The organism is Acinetobacter sp. YH01022 (assembly GCF_013420235.1).
GTDB lineage: Bacteria > Pseudomonadota > Gammaproteobacteria > Pseudomonadales > Moraxellaceae > Acinetobacter.
This window is the reverse complement of the sequence record NZ_VOYP01000020.1, coordinates 39,468-62,188: the sequence shown is the minus strand read 5'-3', so window position 1 is coordinate 62,188 and position 22,721 is coordinate 39,468. Positions and strand designations below refer to the sequence as shown.

Here is a 22,721-nt window from a genome sequence, read left to right as displayed (position 1 = left end):
CTAAAACAGTATCATCAATACTGACTATAAGTATATTATTATCAATATGTTGAATTGCTTCTTGATATAGGTCGTGAGGTGTGTAGTCTTCACGCTCTAGAAAGCGATTTACACTATCATGCGAGATGTTATAAGTCTCGGCAAGTTGTGTACAGCTAATAGAGTTCGGTTCTGTCATGAGAAAGCCCATATAAATGGGTAATGTACAAGTTGCTGTAGAAGCATGTTTAATTCGTCTGATCACAGATACTTTATAAAGCATTTTAATACTTTTTTGAATCTGTCAATGCGTAAGTCCTAAATTATATATTTTTTAATAACACTTCACACCCCTACTCCTGTCTATTCATATAGCCATTTAGTATTCCTTACCTATCTTACAACTATTAAAAGCATAAAAAAGCACACCCTAAGGTGTGCTTTTTTAACTGGAGCAGATTAACCTGCTTGATCTAACAACATACTACGGATATGACCGATAGCTTTAGTTGGATTAAGACCTTTAGGGCAAACTGATACACAGTTCATAATACCTTTACAACGGAATAGCGAGAATGGATCGTCAAGACGAGCCAAACGCTCTTGTGTTCCAGTATCACGCGAGTCAATGATGAAGCGGTAAGCATTCAACAATGCTGAAGGACCCAAGAACTTGTCAGGGTTCCACCAGAATGACGGACATGAAGTCGAACAACATGCGCAAAGAATACATTCATATAAACCATCAAGGTGTTCACGTTCTTCAGGAGACTGTAAACGCTCTTTCGGTGGCGCAGGCTGGTTGTTGATCAAGAACGGATGAATTTTATTGTACTGATCATAGAACTGATTCATATCTACAACCAAGTCTTTAACCACTGGCAGACCTGGAAGTGGACGAACAGTAATCACTTCCGGTAAATCATTCAGGTTCCACAGACACGCCAAACCATTTTTACCATTGATGTTTACACCATCAGAACCACAAATACCTTCACGACATGAACGACGGAACGTTAAAGATTCGTCCTGCACTTTCAAAGCAAGAAGAGCATCAAGCAACATACGGTGCTTGTCTGTCAATTCAAGTTTAAAAGTTTGCATGTACGGTGCTTTATCCTTATCAGGATCGTAGCGGTAGATATTAAATGTACGAGTACCTCTACTCATCTTACTTCTCCCTATTAGAATGTACGTGGTTTAGGTGGAATTGCATCAACCGATAAAGGTTTGTAACGCACTGGCTTGTACTCAAGATGGTTATCAACAGAGAACCATAATGTGTGCTTCATCCACTCATCATCACGACGACCGTATGGATAGTCCGCATGTTCTGGCGGCAATTCAAAATCTACCACTGTATGCGCACCACGACATTCTTTACGAGCCGCAGCAGAAATCAGTGTTGCTTTCGCCACTTCATACAAGTTTTCAACTTCTAGAGCTTCAATACGTGCAGTGTTGAATACTTTAGATTTGTCTTTCAAGTGAATGTTACGAACACGTGGCTCAATCGCAAGAATTTGCTTCACACCTTCTTCAAGAAGTGCAGATGTACGGAATACACCAGCGTGGTCTTGAACGATGTCACGGATTGCATCAGCAACTTCTTGAGCATTTTCACCTGAAGTCGACTCATCCAATTTACGAATACGTTCAACAGTTTGCTCAAGCACAGTCGTAGGAAGCGGTTGGTAGTCATCACCATGATGTTTAGTCACATAATCAATGATATGTTGACCAGCAGCTTTACCGAATACAACCAAGTCAAGCAATGAGTTTGTACCTAAACGGTTCGCACCATGTACAGATACACATGAACATTCACCAATTGCATAGAAACCTTTCACTGGCTTAGTGAAGTCGCGGCCTTCCGCATTTGTAGAATAAACATCAGTATCTTTGTTGTAGTGTGCTTCAAGCGGAGTTGTTTCGCGAGATTCAGGAACCACAACCTGACCATGAATATTCGTTGGAATACCACCCATTTGATAATGGATTGTTGGTACTACTGGAATCGGCTCTTTAGTGATATCAACGTTCGCGAATTTCTTACCAATCTCGAATACAGATGGAAGACGTTTCATGATCGTATCTGCACCTAAGTGCGTCATATCAAGAAGAATGTAGTCACCTTTAGGACCACAACCACGACCTTCTTTGATTTCCTGGTCCATAGAACGTGATACGAAGTCACGTGGCGCCAAGTCTTTCAAAGTTGGAGCATAACGTTCCATGAACGGTTCGCCGTCTTTGTTACGAAGGATTGCACCTTCACCACGACAACCTTCAGTCAACAATACACCTGCACCCGCAACACCCGTTGGGTGGAATTGCCAGAATTCCATATCTTGTAATGGAATACCTGCACGAGCCGCCATACCAAGACCGTCACCAGTATTGATATATGCGTTAGTAGATGCACGGTAAACACGACCTGCACCACCTGTAGCGAATAATGTCGCTTTGGCTTGGAATACTGCAATTTTACCAGTTTCCTGGTCAATAGCAGTTACACCAAGTACGTCACCAGCTTCGTTACGGATCAAGTCAAGTGCGATCCATTCTACGAAGAATTGCGTACCCATTTTCACGTTGCTTTGATAAAGCGTGTGAAGCAGTGCGTGACCTGTACGGTCGGCAGCAGCACATGCACGAGGAACTGCTTTTTCACCGTAGTTTGCAGAGTGACCGCCGAATGGACGTTGGTAAATTGTACCGTCTGCGTTACGGTCGAATGGCATACCCAGATGTTCTAATTCATAAACAACTTGTGGAGCCTCACGCGTCATAAATTCGATCGCGTCTTGGTCGCCCAACCAGTCTGAACCTTTAACCGTGTCATAGAAGTGGTAGTGCCAGTTATCTTCTTGCATATTACCAAGAGATGCACCAATACCGCCCTGTGCCGCTACAGTATGAGAACGTGTTGGGAACACTTTAGTCAGTACCGCAACTTTCAAACCCGCTTGAGCAAGCTGGTAAGATGCGCGCATACCTGAACCACCACCACCAACGATGACAGCATCGAAAGTTTCGTGTGGAATATTTGTGTAATCTTCTTTAGGGTTAATCGCGCCCATGATATTTTCCTATCAATTCGCCCAAAAAATCTGGATCGCCCAGATTGCATATGCAAATACAGCAATAATCACTGCTGAAGTCAGCACCAAACGCAAGCCCGAAGCTGAAGGACCCATTTGACGAGTAGTCACATAATCCGTGAATACCTGCCACATACCGATCCAAGCGTGTGCGACAAGAGATAAGACTGCCAATAAAGACATAATCTTCATTGGTAATGTCATCATAAAGCCAAACCATTGTTCATAGTTAAATCCACCATTCAGAAGGATCCAACCCAATACCACAACAGTATAAACAGCTAATACAACAGCACTTACGCGTTGGATATACCAATCGCGAGAACCTGAACCCGTTAAACCTGTAGCACTTTTCATTAGAGAACAATCCATACAAATGATGCGACAATAGAAATCGCAGCCAAGATCAATGAAATAGTAGCTGCCACACGACCACTTTGCAGTTCTTCAGCAAAACCAAGGTCAGCAAGTAAATGCTTAATACCCATAATAAAATGGAAAAGTAAGCCGGCTACAAACACCCATACGATAAAGCGCACAATGAAGCCACTAAAGATTGCCTGAACTTCAGCAAAACCTTCAGCAGAAGACAACGATTTGTCTAAAAGCCACAAAAGTACCGGTACAAGTAAAAATACGATGACACCAGAGAGACGGTGTAGAATTGATGCAATAGCCACAGGGGATTTTAAGTTTACTTCTAAAACTTGACCCATGGACAAATTGACAGGTCTGTTGCTTTTCACAGCGGGCATCCTGTAAGTAAAAACTCCATCCGGAGTTTGTTGGAATTAATTCGAAGGAAAGCTAGCATTTTTAGGCAATTACTCTATCCAGTAACACCTAAACTTAAAACGACACTGAATTATAAAACGTGAACTATCAAAATACAAACAGTCACATTTAGCTTTTCCATAAAAAAGCATCAAATAAGAATCATTAACATAAAATCCCCAATGCAAGCAGACAAAATACATCTAAGAAAACAGAGCTATATGTTTGGTTTTTATTAAATAAAATTAAATTTTATTTATCGTTTTTAGCTTTGAGAATTAAATTTATTTATTTAGACTAAAGATGAACAAAGAATCATTATATTTTACAACAATCCTAGCTGTATTTATATCATTTATAACAACTTTCATTTCCATAAAAAATATATGGTATTTATAATAATTATATCAATCCAACTTCATGAAATGAAATAACCACTTAGTCTGTGCATAACTTCCTTATATGGCAAAATCATGCTGATTTTTTCTGCAAAATTATGGTTTATTTTATCCAATTTGGACAAATAACCGGCATTTCAGCACATATTTGGCAGCTATTTTTTAACCAAACAAACTTAATTTCACTTTTCATTTATCGCTTTTAATTATGACTAAAAAATCAGCAAAAAATACAATAAAAAGATGTAAGTTACGAAAATTAGAATAATTTAAAATATTAGGCTTGACGTAAATTCGAAACCTATCAGAGTTTTTAGGAATTAAAAATTGCCTACAATTCCCACAACATGCATATTTTTTTCTGCAACTTATTTTCATTTGACTTATTATACAGCGTCGATACTGATATTTTCCTCATGGCTACTGGATTTTTTTGATCCAACCCCGGTGAGGGCGTCGCTTTATCCATAAGTATAATTGACAAAATTTCAGTACTCACTAATCTTATAGCAAATTTTTGACCCGTCTGATTCGCGCATTAAAAGATTAGTACTACGAGTCAGATAAAACATTCACCAGGACAGGAGATCTATTGAATGTCTGCAGCAACTGGCAAAAAAGCCGTTTTACAGCTTGATGGCAAAGAAATTGAATTACCAATTTACAGCGGCACATTGGGCCCAGATGTAATCGACGTTAAAGATGTGTTGGCCGCAGGTCACTTTACTTTTGATCCTGGTTTTATGGCAACAGCTGCATGTGAATCTAAAATCACATTCATCGATGGTAACAAAGGTGTTCTTCTACACCGCGGTTACCCAATCGACCAGCTTGCAACTAAAGCAGACTATTTAGAAACTTGCTACTTATTGTTAAACGGCGAACTTCCAACAGCTGAACAAAAAGTAGAATTTGATGCTAAAGTTCGTAACCACACTATGGTTCATGACCAAGTTAGCCGTTTCTTCAATGGTTTCCGTCGTGATGCTCACCCGATGGCAATTATGGTTGGTGTAGTTGGTGCGCTTTCTGCGTTCTATCACAACAACTTGGACATCGAAGACGTTAACCACCGTGAAATTACTGCAATCCGCTTGATTGCTAAAGTTCCTACGCTAGCAGCTTGGAGCTACAAATATACAGTTGGTCAACCATTCGTTTACCCACGTAATGACTTGAGCTACGCTGAAAACTTCTTGTACATGATGTTTGCTACTCCTGCAGACAAAGACTACAAAGTTAACCCAATTCTTGCTAAAGCAATGGATCGTATCTTCACGCTTCATGCTGACCACGAACAAAACGCATCTACTTCTACAGTACGCTTAGCCGGTTCTACTGGTGCTAACCCTTACGCATGTATCGCTGCGGGTATCTCTGCACTTTGGGGTCCTGCTCACGGTGGTGCGAACGAAGCCGTTCTTAAGATGCTTGATGAAATCGGCACTGTAGAAAACGTTGCGGGCTTCATGGAAAAAGTGAAGACTAAAGAAGTTAAACTGATGGGCTTCGGTCACCGAGTTTATAAAAACTTCGATCCACGCGCGAAAGTAATGAAAGAAACTTGTGATGAAGTTCTTGGTGCGCTTGGTATCAACGATCCACAACTTGCTCTTGCAATGGAACTTGAACGCATTGCATTGTCTGATGAATACTTCATCAAACGTAACTTATACCCTAACGTAGACTTCTATTCAGGTATCATCCTTAAAGCGATTGGTATTCCGACTGAAATGTTTACTGTAATCTTCGCTCTTGCACGTACAGTGGGCTGGATCAGCCACTGGTTAGAAATGCACAGCGGCCCTTACAAAATCGGTCGTCCACGTCAGCTTTACACTGGTGAAGTTCAACGTGACATCCAAGGTCGTTAATTCTTTTAGAATTAATGATTTAAAAAAACCGCCCCTTCCGGGCGGTTTTTTTACGTCTTTCAATCAAGCCTCTACTCCATGCTATAAAATTTTACTCAACCCGAATCCTGTTTAAGCCAATGTTTGCATAATACGAACCACTGGCTTGTTTTTATGACAGAGTTGATAGACACATAACGATGCATAAACTCCAGATAAATACCCATCAATGCTTCTCGCTTTACTCGTCACCAAATGATTTTTTCCTTTTAACAAGCTAAATAAATTCTCTATTTTATTAGGCTGCTTTAAGTGATATTCACCTGATGTAGAGAGTCGAGTGGATTTCATAACTGATTCATGATTAAGTACAGCTTACAATCAAAGAACCATCCCATTGAGCTTTTGCCGCGGGTTGCAATCTCTGCTCGAGATTTATGCGTTGAATCCGCTGATTTTTGCATACAGTTAGCGTAGTTGAATCAATCTATAAATAATGACTTTAACAATCTTTCATCCAGAAAAAATGTAAAACATGCAGCGCCAATTAATGAGCTCTGATGAGATGAACCATCCGCTGGTAACATGGTAAATATCGAAAGAGTTGACCTTGATTTTGCCTTAATAAAAAGAAGAAGGCTTTGAAGTTATTGAAATAAGAATACTTATACCAAATGGCAATGAACACGATTTCTGAAAGTTGCAATTGAGTAGACAGTATTCTCAAACGCTTGTTGCTATATTTTTAAAATTCCCAATAGCTTGCTTCAAATTTCTAAAAAAAGCCATCGAACATGGTCATTGAAGACGTAGGTTATGTGGTAACTCCCTCATGATTTTTAGCCGCCTTTTTTTTCAAGTCTATTTCTTATGCGCGATTCAGATTTTCTTAAGTTAAACAATATATTTTCAGGCTTAGCTATACTTTTATATAAATATCAAAGGAAAAAATCCCTAAATGGATTTTTTCCAGATTTAACTTTCTAAGTAAATTCATTTTGAATTGATCTTTAAATTCTATTGTTAAACTTGTATCTAACTTCTTATCCATCACGGGTAATAAGAATTCAAATTTTCTTCAGCATCTTTACAATATCAAATCAAAGAATTGAACAAATTTCCCTTCCTTGACATTTACTCTCGCCTTACTTTGTGAATAGAATTTACCCTACAAACAGTAAAATGAAACTTTATGTTCCAAAAATTTAGGTTCTGGTTATTGTTCAAACTTTATTTAATGTTTGATATTCATAACTTTCGTTTTCGGCAGTTGACCACGGGTGAGATAAATCTTGCACGGCAAGTTTTCGGTAATTTAATCAATTACAATGAAGTTCAAATATTGAATATCAAATATCTTCCCTGGCAACCCATAAATATGTACATGGCTCCAAATGGCAACATTTTCATGAATAACGAAAATTTTTGTGAAGATTTCTCTCGGCGATCTAAACAAATGCAAGGTCTGTTCATACATGAGATGACCCACATTTATCAATATCAGTCTAATATCAATGTTCTGCTACACGGCGCTATACTGCAGTCCAGATATTTTTTGAGTTTTAAAAAATATAATCCTTATAAATACCACTTTATTGCGGGCAAACCGTTTCATACATACAACATTGAACAACAAGGAGAGATTGCCCGGGACATATTCTTTAAAAATATCCCCAACATTATTTTAAATAATCAACACCTCATACAGTAATTCTTGCAGGCTCAATTTTAACTTAATTCTTGGAATGAATAAATTTCAATAATGCCTCATAATTTTCCATCCGATCATCTTTTTTAATTTTTTAATAGTTCGATTTCATCGTTCAAGTCCCTCTTTTCAGTATTGTCGAGATCATTCTGCTGAACAGAATCTGGTGAATTTTCCAGGTGAGCAAACTTAAAGCTGTTTATGAAACGGGTAGCGATTCATAAGTAGGCTTGAAGTGAATGGCATACTTTTTGGCAACTAATGTTTAGACAACAGTGTGTATAACTTTTAACTACAACTGCCTCTCAAACCGTAACCTGGCAAGTGCTTGTGCACGCGTAGACAAAATGTAGAATTCCACCTCAAACATTTGATTTAAAAAATTTAATAGAAATTGCATCTAGCAGGTTATCTCATCCAATCACCACAATCCATTTGCAATATGTCTATTTTCGCATCCCTGCTGTATTTTTTTGTCTAAATTCAGATTTTTTTTTGTTTTTTTCTCTATAAACGATGCAATTCGTATATAGTATCAAATTGCTAATTATTGATTAATACTTCTATTTTATTTGTCGTCACGTACACAGCATTGAACGCATAATCATAATAAATCTAAGTCTGTGTATACATCCCTATAGGTAATAGGATTAAGTTGGAATGAAAAGTTTTAAAATTGCCCTTGCACAATTCTCTCCGCATATTGGCAATATCGAAGCAAACACTCAAAAGATGCTTGAACAGATAAATGAAGCCAAAAAACAAAAAGCTGATTTAATTCTCTTCCCGGAGCTTTCCACTGTAGGCTACCCTGCTGAAGATTTATTACTCCGTCCTAGCTTGGCAAAACGCACACAGAAAGCATTTGAGCAGCTCAGCCAAGTCAAAGATATTGTGATGGTCTTTGGTTTTGTCAATCAAACCGAAGATGGTCAGCGTTATAACGCTGCAGCCGTAATGAAAGATGGACAAGTGTTGGGCGTTTACAATAAACAGAACTTGCCAAATTATAGTGTATTTGATGAAAAGCGTTATTTCAGCGAAGGCCATCAACACCTTGTTTTTGAATATTTAGGTCATAAATTTGGCGTGCTGATTTGTGAAGATATCTGGTCACTTAATACCGTTCATCAATTATCACAACTGAATGTTGAAACTGCTTTGGTGTTAAATGCTTCACCTTATGAAGTGGGCAAACCGCAACATCGTGTCACCACCATGAGTGAACTGGCGAAACAGTTGAATATTAATCTGGTGTATACCAACCAGATCGGTGGTCAAGATGACCTGATTTTTGATGGCACCAGTTTTGTGATCAATAAAGATGGCGGCATTGCTGTACAGGCAGCAAGCTTTAAAGAAGATCTTTATTACGCCGAATATGAAGCGGAACAAAAAGCCTATAAAGTCGGAACAGTGATTCCTGCTTTAGATACCTTGGCTGAAATCTATCAAGGTCTGGTTTTAGCGACTCGCGATTATGTTCAACGCTCTGGTTTTCCTGGCGTAATTCTGGGCTTATCGGGTGGCATTGACTCGGCGTTAACACTGGCAATCGCAGTTGATGCCATTGGTGCAGATAAAGTCCAGGCAGTGATGATGCCTTATACCTACACCGCGCAAATCAGTGTAGAAGATGCGGCCGCACAAGCCAAAACCATGGGTGTAACTTTTGGTATTGCTGAAATCAATCCAATCGTGAACAGCTTCATGCAAACCCTGTATCCATTCTTCGGCAACAGTCCTGCAGATGCCACTGAAGAAAACCTGCAAGCCCGTGCTCGCGGTACCTTACTGATGGGCTTGTCGAACAAGTTCGGTAATCTGGTTTTATCTACCGGCAACAAGTCTGAACTTTCTGTAGGTTACTGCACCCTGTATGGCGATATGGTTGGCGGTTATGCCGTGCTGAAAGACGTGTATAAAACCATTGTGTTTGAACTGGCGAAATACCGTAACAGCATTTCAGAAACTCCGGTCATTCCAGAGCGTGTCATTACCCGCCCACCTTCTGCAGAACTGCGTCCAGATCAGAAAGACCAGGACTCTTTACCTGCCTATGAAGTACTGGATGCGATTCTGTATGCTTATATTGAAGAAGATATGAGTCAGGATGACATTATCGCCAAAGGCTTTGATAAAGCAGTGGTTGAAAAAGTCATTCGTCTGGTAGATCGCAATGAATATAAACGCCGTCAAGGCGCGATTGGCCCGCGTATCAGTTCACGTGCCTTTACCCGTGAACGTCGTTATCCAATCATGAATGGATGGGCACCAGGTGTCTAAGCAGGACTTGGCCCAACAGTTTGCTCAAGCGCTTATGCTTGAGCAAACCCGCTTTATTAAAAAACAATTATTAGCAGAACAACATAATCCCTATATCGAAAAATTTGTTCATCATATTTATACCTCTTCAGATCAGATTCTTTTAAAACAGATTATTCAACTTGAAGCGCTACAAGATGTCGTTCAAAAATATGCCTTTGAACTGAATTTAGGCGCCGAAATTTTAGAATTCATCGGGGTGGTTTCACAGAGAATTCATCATTTTGCTATTAACAGCCACACTCAAATTAATGAGCTACTGTCTGATGAATCATTTGAATTATGGATGTATAAAATCCTCGAACTGGATCAATTACGTCATTACATCCATGACAACTTGCAGCACAATCCGCAAGTCAAACATGTCAGTTTACAGTTAGCCAACCAGATTCTTGAAAGTAATACGCCTTGGCTGGATCATCTACGCAAGCTCAATACCCATCAACAAGGTTTAGGTTCCAAGATACTCAGTTTTATTCAAGACCAGCAACAGGCTATTGAACTCAAGCTGGAGCAGCAACTTGCTCACGCTCTGGTTAAACAACTTGCCAACCTGTTTTTACTGCCGAATGAAGAGCTGGCAGATATCAGCCTGCATTTATGGGAAGATATTAAACAAAGAACCTTGCGGGAAACTTTTTCCCAATTCCAGCCCATAGACTTTGAAGAGTTCTTTATTCTGGTCTATGAAACCTGGCGACAGTTAAGACAAACAGAATACCTGCAACAGGTGGTTTTGGATGTGGTGGCTGGCTTTTATGACTATTTCGCCAACTACAGCTTACAGAAACTGTTGCAATCTGTCGGACTAGATGAAGAAGACTTACATCAGGAAGCCCACCGTTTTATGCCCTACACTCTTCAAGCCCTAGAGCAACAAGGATTGCTAGACGGGATTATTCAGGCGCTGATTTCACCTTTTTATGCCAGCGAAACTACTCATCAATTTATTGAGCAATATCTTCAAGAAAAGTTTTAATTTCTTATACAGGCTCTGTTGGCATTTTATTAATGGATGGTTAACAGACCTTTTTCTGCTTCTGAGAATCGACCTGACTTTTTTGAACCATAAAAAAAGAGACCATGCTGAGAGCATGGTCTATAAAAATGGTGGCTATGACGGGACTTGAACCTGTGACCCCCGCATTATGAGTGCGGTGCTCTAACCAACTGAGCTACATAGCCATAAACTGTGTGCGCATTATCTAGATTTCAACAACTAGCGTCAAGCCCTTTATTTTACAAGTGTTCAGAGTTTGAGCGTTTTATTTTTTTTCAGTTAATATTTAAACAAAACAGCGATTTATTCCAGCTATTTCCTACTTAAACCTTAAAATTAAAGCACTGAAATATTGAAATAAAATGCATCTCAAATTCATCGCCATCAGCTTAATTCCCCTAATTAGTGGCTCCTCTGCCAGTTAGTTTCACCCATATTCGTCGATTACAATGGAGTCTGTATGGATTGGTGATGGATCAACAATCAACAACTTTTGACCATGTAGCAAAAGCACAGCCCCCAGTACAACGCAGTCAAGCACAGCAAAAGCTCTATCGTATTGAGCAGATTCCGCAAGATCAGAAATTAGCAGTTGCTACGCAAAACCAGATTGCTTTGCTCTATGCACAGTTTCATCTTACTAAAAATAAAATCGATCAATTGCAACAGATCGTGTTTGGAAAAGATAAAAAGCCAAAAATTCTGGAAAATATAAGCAAAAATTTCCTAAAGTAAAACTCGATGCCAGTGCAATTCAATGTAAATAATGATTTTTTAAGATAAATTTTAGACATAAAAAAAGACCACGCTTTTATAAGCGTGGTCTATGAAAATGGTGGCTATGACGGGACTTGAACCTGTGACCCCCGCATTATGAGTGCGGTGCTCTAACCAACTGAGCTACATAGCCAAAACTGTGCGCGTATTATCTATTTCAGGGCACTTCATGTCAAGAAATATCACGCAATAATTGTAAAAAAATTGGTGAAGTGAGCCGATAAGCCGGGTTCTGTCGTGAACGATCATTCCTCTAGGCGTACAATCACTCGTACGCTCAAGCGACCTACCCGAATCCAGCACGGGCCGTGCCTGAAGGATTCCTATTTGGTCTTGCTTCTGGTGGGGTTTACCTTGCCGTGAACTGTTACCAGACACGCGGTGCGCTCTTACCGCACCCTTTCACCCTTACCATCTCTCTTGGTCTCCCCGAAGGGAAATTGCAAAGATGGCGGTCTACTCTCTGCTGCACTTGCCGTCGGCTTTCACCGCCCAGGCGTTACCTGGCACCCTGCCCTACGAAGCCCGGACTTTCCTCCCCTGCTTCAATCACGGAGATCTCCACAGCAGCGATCGTCTGGCTCACTTCGGGGCGTATGCTAACAAATTTCAGCACTAATTGCTGGTGCTTTTTTGCTCAATCAGCTTTTTATATTTTTCCATCAGGTCATCTTGTGATTCCACATGCTGGGGATCATGCGGAATACAGTCGACCGGACAGAACAATTGACATTGTGGCTGATCAAAATGCCCGACACATTCAGTACATAAGTCCGGGTGAATTTCATAAATGACCTCACCCATGAATATCGCCTCATTCGGGCACACCGGCTCACAGACATCACAATTGATGCATTCATCGGTAATATATAAAGACACGTTACCAACCTTGCTGTTGTTTCCGCTTAAAGGCTTCTACCACAGCTTGCGGTACAAACTGCGCGACATCACCATTTAAGCGTGCTATTTCACGTACTAAAGTAGATGAAATAAAAGAATATTGCTCTGAAGGGGTTAGAAATACCGCCTCAAAACTTGCATCCAGGCGGCGGTTCATGTTGGCCAGTTGAAATTCGTACTCAAAGTCAGATACGGCGCGTAATCCACGCAGCACAGCTGTTGCTTTCTGTTCACGGAAAAAATTGACCAACAGACCATCAAAGCCGACAAATTCTACATTAGGCAAATGACTGAGCGATTTTTTTGCTAGTTCCACTCGCTCTTCCAAACTAAAGACTGGATTTTTGTGATGACCAATGGCAATAGCAACCACAACTTCATCAAACATTTTCGCTGCACGTGACACCAAATCGATATGTCCATTGGTAATTGGATCGAAAGTGCCTGGATAAATGACGCGAGATTTAGTCATCCATTTTTACTCTAGTTTTTAGTAGAGCCCTATTTTAACAAAAACTTCTTTTTTTAGTGAACAATCTCCTTACTTTTGAAAAAACTTCACCTCAGAGCGAGTTTGAGGCAAAATAGAACTAATCTTGGAATATGCGTATTATGTCGAAATCAATCGTAGTTAAAAAAAATACTGGTGGCACTATTGCGCAGAACAAGCGTGCTCGCCATGATTATTTTATTGAAGATAAATTCGAAGCCGGGTTGTCTTTACAAGGCTGGGAAGTCAAGTCCTTGCGTGCCGGGCGGATGACCATTACCGAAAGTTATATTCTGTTCAAGAACAATGAAGCGTTTTTATTTGGTGCACAAATCCAGCCCCTGTTATCTGCTTCAACGCATGTGGTGCCTGAAGCCACCCGCACACGCAAATTGCTGCTTTCACGCCGCGAAATTGAAAAACTTTTGGGTGCAGTGAATCAGAAAGGTTATGCCTGTGTACCTTTGGCCTGCTACTGGAAAGGTCCATTAGCCAAACTGGAAATTGCCCTGGTTAAAGGGAAACAGTTACACGATAAACGTGCGACTGAAAAAGACCGGGACTGGCAGCGTGACAAGGCCCGGATTTTCCACAAATAATTTTTACCTGAATTAAAAAACCTCCAGCTGGAGGTTTTTTAATTCAGGTAAAAATCTAAACTTATTTGAATCTGTTTGCTAACAATGCCAGATATTCACCAAACCAGATAGCCGTATCTAGGTCACCTTGCGGTGGTGTCACCTCTACCGGGGCATTATCCGATTGGGTCATCAATCCCAAAAAGCCCGACATCCGGTTCAGGTCCTGCGAACCACGCCCAGTCGGCATCAGCGGCAAACCTGCCCACAGCATGCCGTGCTGCATGGCAAACAGATTGATTTGCTGCAATACTGCCAGTTTATCACCACTCAATCCGCCGCCATTGGTAAAACCCGCTGCAATTTTGCCTTGCCAGGTCCGTGCCAGCCAGCGTTTGGATGACTGCTCCATAAATAGCTTCAAGGCTGAAGTAATACTACCCATATAGGTCGGACAACCGAATATAATGGCATCAGCCTGATCCAAAACATCCCAATCCACATGCTCGATATTCATGCAATGTACCTGAATACCGGTTTGCTTGGCCCCTTGAGCAATGAAAGAAGCGACCTTTGCAGTATGTCCATAGGGGCTGTGATAAACGATAGCAAGAGATTTCGTGGATAAAAGCATATCAATAAAAGCAGTAAGTTTTAATCAACAAGTTTAACAGTTTCAAATCATAAACACGAATGTTGCCATACGACCGGTTTTAGCTGCACGGCGATAGGAAAAATATTCTTCTGCCTGTGTGTAGGAACATTGGTCACCGCCCAGCACAATTTCAACCCCATGTTGCTTTAAAATAAATCGCGCAATGGCATATAAGTCAGCATAAAACTTATCTGCTTTTTCACCCGCTTTAAAAGCAGCTTCCAGTTCAGGGTATTTAGAGCAGAAAGCCTGTTTGACTTCTGCTCCAATTTCAAAACAGGGCTGACTAATCGCAGCGCCCAACCATGCCCAAGTTGGCTGGGTTTGCATGGCAGCAATGGTATTTTCCACAATACCATGGGCCAAGCCTCGCCAGCCGGCATGCAAATTCGCTATCTCCGTTCCATCTGCATTGCCGAGCACGACAGGTAAACAATCCGCAGTCATCATCATTAAGGCATGTGCTTTACGCTGGGTCACCACTCCATCCCCTTCCAGGGCCTGAAAAGGGATTTCTTCATTGATGGTATGACAAATGGTGCTATGGGTTTGCGTCATCCAGGTCACTTTATCGACCCCGAATTCAGCAAACTCCGCCAGTAAAGCCATACGGTGCTGCTGTACACGCTTTGCATCATCACCCACATGCAAGGCCAGGTTAAATCCTGCAAGTTCAGGTTGAGCTGAAGGCTGATTTTTTTCATGATGCACTCGCGTCTGCCCAACACATACACCTTCCGGAAGCCCTTGAACAAATTGCATGTCTATTTCCTTGTGCTTTTCCTTATGATTCATACCCAGCCATAAAACCACTTAATAGGCTTTATTTTCACTGCGCAATACATCAATCAATTGCGCAAAGTCATCTGCCCATGGTGCCTCAAACATCATTTCTTCACCACTACGCGGATGAATCAGTCCGAGTTTGGTTGCATGCAAGGCCTGACGTTTAAAGCCGCGTAAAGTATCGGCCAGTAATTCTGAAGCACCTGCCGGTACACGGACACGGCTCATATACACCGAATCACCGACCAGACCAAAGCCCAGATAACTAAAATGCACACGAATCTGATGGGTACGGCCGGTTTCCAGACGTGCCTGCACACGAGTGAAATGCTGAAAGCGTTCTTTCACGTTGTAATGGGTCACTGCATCTCGACCACCCGGCAACACGGCCATTTTTACTCGATCGACCGGATGGCGCTTAATTGGCTCATCAATCGTACCACCGGCAATAATGTTACCGTACACCACCAAATCATAGAGACGATATACCGATTTCTTCGCCAATTGCTTGCTTAAAGAAAACTGGGCTTCAAGATTTTTCGCTACCACCAGCAAACCGCTGGTGTCTTTATCAATACGGTGTACCAGACCGGCACGAGCCAGTTCAGCAGATTTTGGATAATGATAAAGCAAGGCGTTCACCAGTGTACCGCTGGTATTTCCCGCACCTGGATGAACAACCATACCAACCGGTTTGTTAATGACAATAATATCGTCATCTTCATACACCACATTGAGGGGAATATTTTCCGGCAGGCTTTTGGTTTGAACTTCCAGCTCTACATCCAGCGTGAGCAGCTCATTGCCTTCACATTTATACTTAGGTTTGACAGTGTTACCATTTACCAACAAATGGCCATCTTTCAGCCACTGCTTCAATTTTTCACGAGAAAAATCGCTCCAGACTAGCGCTGCAACCTGATCGATACGTTGCCCTAAATAACTTTCATCCAATTGAAATTGCAACGATAAACGTGTTGCAGTTGAGTCTGAAGTATGGTTATCTGCATCCTCAGAATCTTCAAGTAAATTGAAATCAGTTTCAGGGACATTAGAATTAGAAGATTGTGCTTGACTCATTTGCTCATTCAGACAAAAGTGGTTTAATAGTGCAATTGTAGCTCATTGCCCGTATTAACAGAGGAATTTTTATGTCGTTACCACGTTATAAAATGACAATGCTTGCTTTATCTTTAGGCGTTGCGTCGGCAATAGTGGGCTGTAGCAGTAATCCAAAGAAAGAAGTGGTAGACACAGGACCACAATCTAGCGAACAAGTTTATATTCAAAAAGCTGAAAAAGCCCTTGAACGTGGTCAATATACCGATGCGGCCAAACATCTTGAAGCAATCGATACCTATTATCCAACAGGTGACTATGCCCAACAGGCACAGCTGGAATTGTTATACGTTAAATTTCAACAAAAAGATTATGAAGGCGCAGTTGCCCTGGCTGAGCGTTTTATCCGTTTAAACCCGCAACATCCCAATGTGGACTATGCCTACTATGTTCGTGGTGTCGCGAACATGGAACAAAACTATGATGGCCTATTGCGTTATACCTCATTAAAACAGTCACACCGTGATGTCAGCTATTTAAAAGTGGCTTATCAGAACTTTGTTGATTTCATCCGTCGCTTCCCATCAAGTACTTATGCTGTCGATGCGGCACAGCGTATGAAGTTCATTGGCACGGAGCTGGCTGAAAGTGAAATGAACGCAGCGCGCTTTAATATTAAGCGTAAAGCATGGCTTGCTGCCGTTGAACGTTCACAATGGGTGGTTGAACACTATCCACAAACCCCACAAATTCCTGAAGCTTTAGCAACCATGGCCTATGGATATGACAAATTGGGCGATCAGCAGACTTCACAGCAGTACATTGAAGTGTTAAAGCTGAATTATCCGCATCTGGTCAAAGCTGATGGTAGCGTGAATATGCGTGCTGCACATGGTGAAGGCAGCTGGTTTAACCGCACCACTTTAGGTATTTTTGGCCGCGAAGCGCAAAGCTCGACCGAAGCAGAGCAACAACAAAATGCAGCGCAGAGTGAAAAACGCAGTTTCACTAATCGCATCAGTTTTGGCTTGCTAGACCGTCCTAAAACTGAAAGCAGCATTCCTGCCGCACCAGAGCAACAGCCTCAACAAGAAACACCAACCGAGGCACCAGCATCAGAATAAGCTTGGCTTATCGGTCGCATTTTTATGAAGGGCAAGTTATCATACTTGCCCTTTTGTCATTTCAATGCATCATATTGATCATTTTGCGCAAAAGGTATACAAATTAACTTTTAACCGATGCCGCAATTTTAATATGCGGAAATTCTGACAGCTTATTTGTCAGCCATTTAGATAAATTATCACCCGATTGCATACCTATGGCTATTCCTCAACACACGATTGATCAAATCCTGGATCGCACCGATATTGTCGATCTGATTGGTCAGCGCGTGAAACTCAAGAAAACTGGTCGCACCTATTCAGGTTGCTGCCCTTTTCATCAGGAAAAATCGCCATCTTTCCATGTCTATCGCGACAAGCAATATTTCCATTGTTTTGGCTGTCAGGCCAACGGTAATGCCATCCGCTTTTTAATGGATATTGACGGTCGTAACTTTATTGATGTGATGAAGGATCTATCGAGCCGTACCGGGATTGAACTGCCGAAAGACAATAACGACAGCAATAAAATCAAATATAAACGTGAATCCATAAAACCTGCTGCAGCAACACAGCTGCAAGAACAACCGAAAAACACCATCGATCAAACACCGAATGCAGCGCCTGTAGCACATTTTGATCCTTTTGCAGAATTTCAGGCGCAAGAAACCGAATACTATGATGATCCATTTGCATCTTTTGAACAGATGCCAATGGAAGAAACAGTACAAGACGGCAACCTGTTTGATCTACTGGAAAACATTGCCCAGTATTACCAACGCCAGTTACCGCAAAGTACCAGTGCCCAGCAATATTTCAAGCAACGTGGCTTAAGTGCAGAGACCATTGACTATTGGCGTTTAGGCTATGCGCCAGAAGACTGGCAACATCTGGAAAAAGCTTTTCCACAGGATATTGAAGGCTTAAAACTACTGGGGCTGATCCGTACCAGTGACAATGGACGCGATTTTGACCTGCTGCGTGACCGGGTGATTTTCCCGATCCGGGATGCTAAAGGTCGCGTGGTCGGTTTTGGTGGTCGTGCCTTGAATGACGAAATCAAACCCAAATACATCAACTCGCCGGACTCGGAAGTGTTCCATAAAAACCAGTTGCTGTATGGTTTATATGAAGGCCGAAAACAGAAAGCCCAGGACTGGCTGATGGTTGAAGGTTATATGGATGTGATTGCTTTGCAGCAATATGGCATTTCTGGTGCTGTGGCGACCTTGGGAACAGCCAGTAATACTGAACACCTGAATATTTTATTCAAACAAAACAACCGTATTACCATTGCTTTTGATGGTGATGCTGCCGGACAAAAAGCCGCCCGCCGTACTCTGGAAATTGCGCTGCCGCTACTCAATGATGGCCGTGAACTCAAGTTTTTTGTGTTACCCAATGATCACGACCCGGATTCACTGATTCGCCGTGAAGGTATTGAAAACTTTCACCGCCTGTTACAGCAAGCGCCGTTACTCTCCGATTTTGTTTTTGCACATCTCACCCAGAATCATGATGTGACCAAGCCGGAAGGAAAAAGTCAGGTCATGGGTGAATTACGCCAACTGACCGAACTATTGCCAAAACAGGGGTCGTACCGTTACTTATTACAGCAGTTCTTTAGAGAAAAACTGGGCTTTAGCCGCAAATGGCAACCGCAAGTCAACAATGACGCATCCTTAAGCTTTAGCACCAAGATTGATGCTGAAGAATATGTCATTGCGATTTTAATGAATCACCCCTATCTGTATATTCATTTTGAACCGCTACGCGCCTTGATTTCTCAGGATCAATTGCTGTTTAAAATTCTAAATATCTTCAATATTATTTTTGATGATTTGCCTGATGATACCGAGCTGTCGCAGTATTATGTCTTAGGTGCATGTGCGCCTTATCACCATGATCTGCAAAATATTTTGCTACATGCCAATGTCAGTGATTACACCTCATCACCGGAGCAGGCAGATAAACTGGCAGAAGATTTTTCCATCAAACTGCAATATCAATGTTTGCAACAAAAACTCAAATCTAAAAAGTTCACCAGCATTGCCGAAATGCGCAACCTGAAACAGAAAATTTACGAGATTGATAAAAAGCGCTCGCTTACCCTGCTGGAAGACTAAGCGAGCGGCTATAATTTAGTATTTATGATTCATGCTTGGTATTACGCCGTTTAGCAAATACATCTTCTAATTGATCACGCATCGATTCAAAACAAGCCGGATCTTCAGCCTTGGCTGCCTGTCGCAACAAGATTGAAGTTGGATGCAGTAGTTTTTGTGTCAGGCGATACGATAATTCCTGCAAAATCTGCTCAGGATTGTCACCACTAGCCAGACGTGAGATTGCCAAAGCCAGTTCTTCTTGCCTGAGTACTTCACCCTGTTCACGATAAGCTTGAATGGTACTGCCAGCTTTTTTGATTTTTTCCTGGGTCAGCATTTCTGTAACTAACTGATTGACCATTACCTCGGCTTCAACCGCAGCCTGGCGACGTTGGGCAAGATTATCGTCAATCACACTTTGCAGGTCGTCCACTCCATACAAATAAACGCCATCCAGAGATTCTACTTTGGGATCAATATCACGCGGAACGGCCAAATCGACCAACAGCATTTGTTGATAACGACGTTTTTTCAACGCTGTTTTAACATCTTGATATGAAATGACCTGATGCAGACTTCCGGTACAGCTTGAAATGACGTCTGCGCGGTGTAAATTTGCAGCCAACTCAGAGAATTCAATAATTTCCACATCAACGCGATGGGCAATTTCCTGTGCCAGATTTTCTGCACGCGCGTGGGTTCGGTTGCAAATCAGGACTTTCCCCACTCCCATTTCCGCTAAATGCTTCGCCACCAGGCTGTTCATTTCCCCTGCAGCCACCACCATCACAGTCAGTTTTTCAGGTTTACTAAACACCTGAAGTGCAAGTTGGGCAACGGCATAGCCCATCGAAACAGCATGACTCCCCACTGCTGTTTCCGAGCGCACACGTTTGGCTGCATAAAAGGCGTATTCAAAAATTCGGTTTAAATCCGGAGAAACGGTATGTGCATCTTTAGCCAGAGACAATGCAGATTTCACCTGCCCCAAAATTTGCGGTTCACCTAGCATCAGCGAATCCAGACCACTGGCTACCCGCATTAAATGGGTCACTGCCTGCGCATTTTCGTAACGATATACATGATTAAACAATTGTTTAACATCTAAGTCATTTGCTTCGGCGAGCCAATTCATTACCATGTCCGCATTTTCAGACATGGCATAAACTTCGGTGCGGTTACATGTAGAGACCACCACCATATCATTCAAGTCATGGTTTTGGCTTTGCAGGGCAAGCAGGTGCATTAATTTTTCAGGATTAAATGCAATCTGCTCACGCAGCTCTACAGAGGCGGTTTGATGGTTGACACCCAATGCAAAGAAAGACATATCAGATCATCATTTCGCTAAATTTATGCTATTGTGCAGTATTGGTGTCATAAAAAGCATTACTTGGATCAAGAAAAATTGCGTCAAACAAATAGCCGGATAAACGGCGCGACAATTAAGCAATATTCTACCACATTCTTACTTGTGGGTAGCATGGCTTACAGTGCTCATATTAGAGCATCTGGAGAAATTTATCATGCCAATTCAAATTATAATGCCATAAAACAAAGCATGATTGCTGAATTTGCACTGACCTATCAGGACATTCCCACAGCATTACACAACTACACCGTGCTTGCAATTAAAAGCAATTCCACCACGGTTAAACAGCGCGCCTTAAATGTTGCGATTGAACAGAATGATCTAAAAGCAGCCCTGGATATTGCAACCCATTGGGTGGTGCAAGAACCGACCGATGTGCCGGCTTTATTTTATCTTTCACATATTGCCTTAAAAGCCCATGAATATGAACTCGCCGCAGAAACGCTGGACAAAATTTTAAATATTGACCCCAATGCAGACCTGGAAAAAATTCTGGCCGGAATTGCCCCTGAAGACCCTGAAGATCGGGATTTTCTGATTGATGCCTTGCGTAAAAGTAAAGAACGGGATAATCCTTCCGTACTGGTACTGATTGCAGGCTTGGAAGCACAAAACGGGCAACTGGAGCATGCCCTGACCACCATTAGTCGTGCCTTAAAAAAGCGTGCCAATGTGACCGGCTTTATTTTAATGAAGGCCAATTTGCTCAGTGCCTTGGGCGATGATGAAGCAACCCTAAAATGGTACGACAAAGCCAGCCGCAAACATAAAAACAATATCGAAGTTCGCTTAGCGGAAATTAAATATCTGATTAAATTAAATAAGTCAGAAGAAGCTCTCAATAAACTTGAAGCCCTGTTAAAAAAATGGCCGCATGAAGAAGAAGCGCTGTTTATTGCCGGTTTAACCAGTATTGACTTAGAACAATATGAAAAAGCTGAAAAATATTTAGTTGAGCTGCGATATTCCACGCAATATCAAAATGAGGCCTATTATTATCTGGCAGTCAATGCCGAACGAAAGCAGCATTTTGAAACCGCAAAAGCCTATTACCGTCTGGTGGATGGCAGCCTGTACACAGTTTCGCGCCGCAACATGGTTAATATTTTTACTGCCCAGAACCAGCCCACTGATGCCCTGCGCTTCCTGACTCAGGAACGGGTCAATTATCCGCAATATGCCAGTTTCCTGTACCAGGCTCAGGCTGATATTTTAAAACGCATGGACAATAAAAAAGCAGCCATGCGCCTGCTGGATGAAGCCATTAAAAACGTCCCGGATGACCCGGAACTAATTTACTCCGAAGTGTTATTACTTGATGCTTTTCAAGACAAAGATAAACTGGATAAATTATTGAAAAAATTACTGGAAATAGAACCCAATAGCCCGACTTACCTCAATGCCTATGCCTATACGCTTGCCCTGCAAAACCGGCGTTTAGATGAAGCCCGCAAGTATGTTGAACATGCTCTGGAATTTGCTCCGGAACAGGCCTCTATTTTAGATACTTTAGGCTATATCACTTATTTACAAAATGACTTTAAAACTTCAGCTCAAGTATTAGAGCAAGCCTACCAATTAAGTCAAAATGTGAAAATTGGTGTACGTTATGCAAAATCTTTATACATGCAAGGTGAGCTGACAAAATTTAGTAAAGTGTTACAACAATTACAAAAAAATCATCCGAATGATCCGCAATTAGAGCAATTGAAATCGTTACTGTTACCGCAACAAATGAAAAAGAGTTAACTA

The 22,721-nt window shown here is 41.6% G+C and carries 19 protein-coding genes, 2 tRNA genes, 1 other RNA gene and 2 pseudogenes; 9 read left to right on the top strand and 15 right to left on the bottom strand.

Annotated elements, in window-relative coordinates; all coding sequences use genetic code 11:
• From FTT87_RS09090 to sdhC, 5 genes and pseudogenes are all read right to left on the bottom strand, one after another.
• Positions 1–244: pseudogene (locus tag FTT87_RS09090) on the bottom strand (IS701 family transposase); the annotation flags it as partial.
• A gap of 194 nt (positions 245–438) precedes the next feature.
• A complete protein-coding gene (locus FTT87_RS09085) occupies positions 439–1,149 on the bottom strand; it encodes a succinate dehydrogenase iron-sulfur subunit (RefSeq protein WP_086196822.1) in 711 nt (236 codons plus the stop codon).
• 14 nt (positions 1,150–1,163) lie between these two features.
• Positions 1,164–3,062 (bottom strand): FAD-binding protein, encoded by a 1,899-nt coding sequence (locus FTT87_RS09080; RefSeq protein ID WP_086196823.1) that lies wholly within the window; start codon positions 3,060–3,062, stop codon positions 1,164–1,166.
• Positions 3,063–3,074: 12 nt separating this feature from the next.
• Entirely contained in the window at positions 3,075–3,440 is a 366-nt protein-coding gene (sdhD, locus tag FTT87_RS09075; RefSeq protein ID WP_180042367.1) for a succinate dehydrogenase, hydrophobic membrane anchor protein, read from the bottom strand.
• Entirely contained in the window at positions 3,440–3,838 is a 399-nt protein-coding gene (gene sdhC, locus FTT87_RS09070) for a succinate dehydrogenase, cytochrome b556 subunit (protein WP_131273317.1), read from the bottom strand. The genes sdhD and sdhC overlap by 1 nt, the downstream gene beginning before the upstream one ends.
• Positions 3,839–4,851: 1,013 nt before the next feature.
• On the opposite strand from sdhC, the gene gltA reads away from it, so the two are divergent.
• Entirely contained in the window at positions 4,852–6,129 is a 1,278-nt protein-coding gene (gltA, locus tag FTT87_RS09065; protein ID WP_086196825.1) for a citrate synthase, read from the top strand.
• 111 nt (positions 6,130–6,240) lie between these two features.
• On the opposite strand, the pseudogene FTT87_RS09060 reads toward gltA, so the two are convergent.
• A pseudogene (locus tag FTT87_RS09060) lies at positions 6,241–6,883 on the bottom strand (transposase); the annotation flags it as partial.
• A 417-nt stretch (positions 6,884–7,300) separates the two neighbouring features.
• Between FTT87_RS09060 and FTT87_RS16000 the strand changes: the two are divergent.
• The 3 genes from FTT87_RS16000 (at position 7,301) to FTT87_RS09050 (ending at position 11,120) form a co-directional block, all read left to right on the top strand.
• Positions 7,301–7,819: a hypothetical protein gene (locus FTT87_RS16000; RefSeq protein WP_373423508.1), complete on the top strand. Its 519-nt coding sequence runs from the start codon at positions 7,301–7,303 to the stop codon at positions 7,817–7,819.
• A 657-nt stretch (positions 7,820–8,476) separates the two neighbouring features.
• Positions 8,477–10,102, top strand: coding sequence for an NAD+ synthase (locus FTT87_RS09055; RefSeq protein WP_131274075.1), 1,626 nt, complete (start codon positions 8,477–8,479; stop codon positions 10,100–10,102).
• The gene (locus FTT87_RS09050) at positions 10,095–11,120 is read left to right on the top strand and encodes a hypothetical protein (RefSeq protein ID WP_368856196.1); all 1,026 of its coding nucleotides are present in this window, start codon (positions 10,095–10,097) and stop codon (positions 11,118–11,120) included. The genes FTT87_RS09055 and FTT87_RS09050 overlap by 8 nt, the downstream gene beginning before the upstream one ends.
• Positions 11,121–11,249: 129 nt before the next feature.
• Here the strand turns inward: FTT87_RS09050 and FTT87_RS09045 are convergent.
• Positions 11,250–11,326, bottom strand: a tRNA-Met gene (locus tag FTT87_RS09045).
• 286 nt (positions 11,327–11,612) lie between these two features.
• Between FTT87_RS09045 and FTT87_RS09040 the strand changes: the two genes are divergently transcribed.
• Entirely contained in the window at positions 11,613–11,876 is a 264-nt protein-coding gene (locus FTT87_RS09040) for a hypothetical protein (protein WP_257221636.1), read from the top strand.
• Between the two features lie 98 nt (positions 11,877–11,974).
• On the opposite strand, the gene FTT87_RS09035 is transcribed toward FTT87_RS09040, so the two are convergent.
• From FTT87_RS09035 to coaD, 4 genes are all read right to left on the bottom strand, one after another.
• Positions 11,975–12,051: transfer RNA gene (locus FTT87_RS09035), tRNA-Met, on the bottom strand.
• A 72-nt stretch (positions 12,052–12,123) separates the two neighbouring features.
• An RNA gene (gene rnpB / locus FTT87_RS09030) (RNase P RNA component class A) lies at positions 12,124–12,507 on the bottom strand.
• Positions 12,508–12,533: 26 nt separating this feature from the next.
• On the bottom strand, positions 12,534–12,797 hold the full coding sequence (locus tag FTT87_RS09025) for a YfhL family 4Fe-4S dicluster ferredoxin (RefSeq protein WP_180042373.1): 264 nt from the start codon (positions 12,795–12,797) through the stop codon (positions 12,534–12,536).
• Between the two features lies 1 nt (position 12,798).
• A complete protein-coding gene (gene coaD / locus FTT87_RS09020) occupies positions 12,799–13,290 on the bottom strand; it encodes a pantetheine-phosphate adenylyltransferase (protein ID WP_086196830.1) in 492 nt (163 codons plus the stop codon).
• 140 nt (positions 13,291–13,430) lie between these two features.
• Between coaD and smpB the strand changes: the two genes are divergently transcribed.
• Positions 13,431–13,907, top strand: a complete 477-nt coding sequence (gene smpB / locus FTT87_RS09015) for an SsrA-binding protein SmpB (RefSeq protein WP_086196831.1) — start codon at positions 13,431–13,433, stop codon at positions 13,905–13,907.
• Positions 13,908–13,968: 61 nt separating this feature from the next.
• Here the strand turns inward: smpB and FTT87_RS09010 are convergent, their stop codons facing one another.
• Genes FTT87_RS09010 through rluD form a run of 3 tightly spaced genes read right to left on the bottom strand, consistent with a single transcriptional unit; the run spans position 13,969 to position 16,407 of the window.
• Complete coding sequence (locus FTT87_RS09010; RefSeq protein ID WP_166170375.1) at positions 13,969–14,520, bottom strand: flavodoxin family protein; 552 nt, start codon at positions 14,518–14,520, stop codon at positions 13,969–13,971.
• Between the two features lie 42 nt (positions 14,521–14,562).
• Positions 14,563–15,303 carry a peptidoglycan editing factor PgeF gene (gene pgeF / locus FTT87_RS09005; RefSeq protein ID WP_180042374.1) on the bottom strand — a complete coding sequence of 247 codons (741 nt, stop codon included), beginning with the start codon at positions 15,301–15,303 and terminating at the stop codon, positions 14,563–14,565.
• Positions 15,304–15,354: 51 nt separating this feature from the next.
• Positions 15,355–16,407 carry a 23S rRNA pseudouridine(1911/1915/1917) synthase RluD gene (rluD, locus tag FTT87_RS09000; protein WP_180042376.1) on the bottom strand — a complete coding sequence of 351 codons (1,053 nt, stop codon included), beginning with the start codon at positions 16,405–16,407 and terminating at the stop codon, positions 15,355–15,357.
• 71 nt (positions 16,408–16,478) lie between these two features.
• Here rluD and FTT87_RS08995 point away from each other — a divergent pair, with 71 nt between their 5' ends.
• Together FTT87_RS08995 and FTT87_RS08990 are read left to right on the top strand one after the other, a co-directional pair.
• A complete protein-coding gene (locus FTT87_RS08995) occupies positions 16,479–17,510 on the top strand; it encodes an outer membrane protein assembly factor BamD (protein WP_180042378.1) in 1,032 nt (343 codons plus the stop codon).
• Between the two features lie 197 nt (positions 17,511–17,707).
• Entirely contained in the window at positions 17,708–19,615 is a 1,908-nt protein-coding gene (locus FTT87_RS08990; RefSeq protein WP_180042380.1) for a DNA primase, read from the top strand.
• 22 nt (positions 19,616–19,637) lie between these two features.
• On the opposite strand, the gene hemA is transcribed toward FTT87_RS08990, so the two are convergent.
• Positions 19,638–20,927: a glutamyl-tRNA reductase gene (gene hemA / locus FTT87_RS08985; protein ID WP_180042382.1), complete on the bottom strand. Its 1,290-nt coding sequence runs from the start codon at positions 20,925–20,927 to the stop codon at positions 19,638–19,640.
• A 78-nt stretch (positions 20,928–21,005) separates the two neighbouring features.
• Between hemA and FTT87_RS08980 the strand changes: the two genes are divergently transcribed.
• Complete coding sequence (locus FTT87_RS08980; RefSeq protein WP_180042384.1) at positions 21,006–22,718, top strand: tetratricopeptide repeat protein; 1,713 nt, start codon at positions 21,006–21,008, stop codon at positions 22,716–22,718.
• The last annotated feature ends 3 nt before the right edge of the window (positions 22,719–22,721 follow it).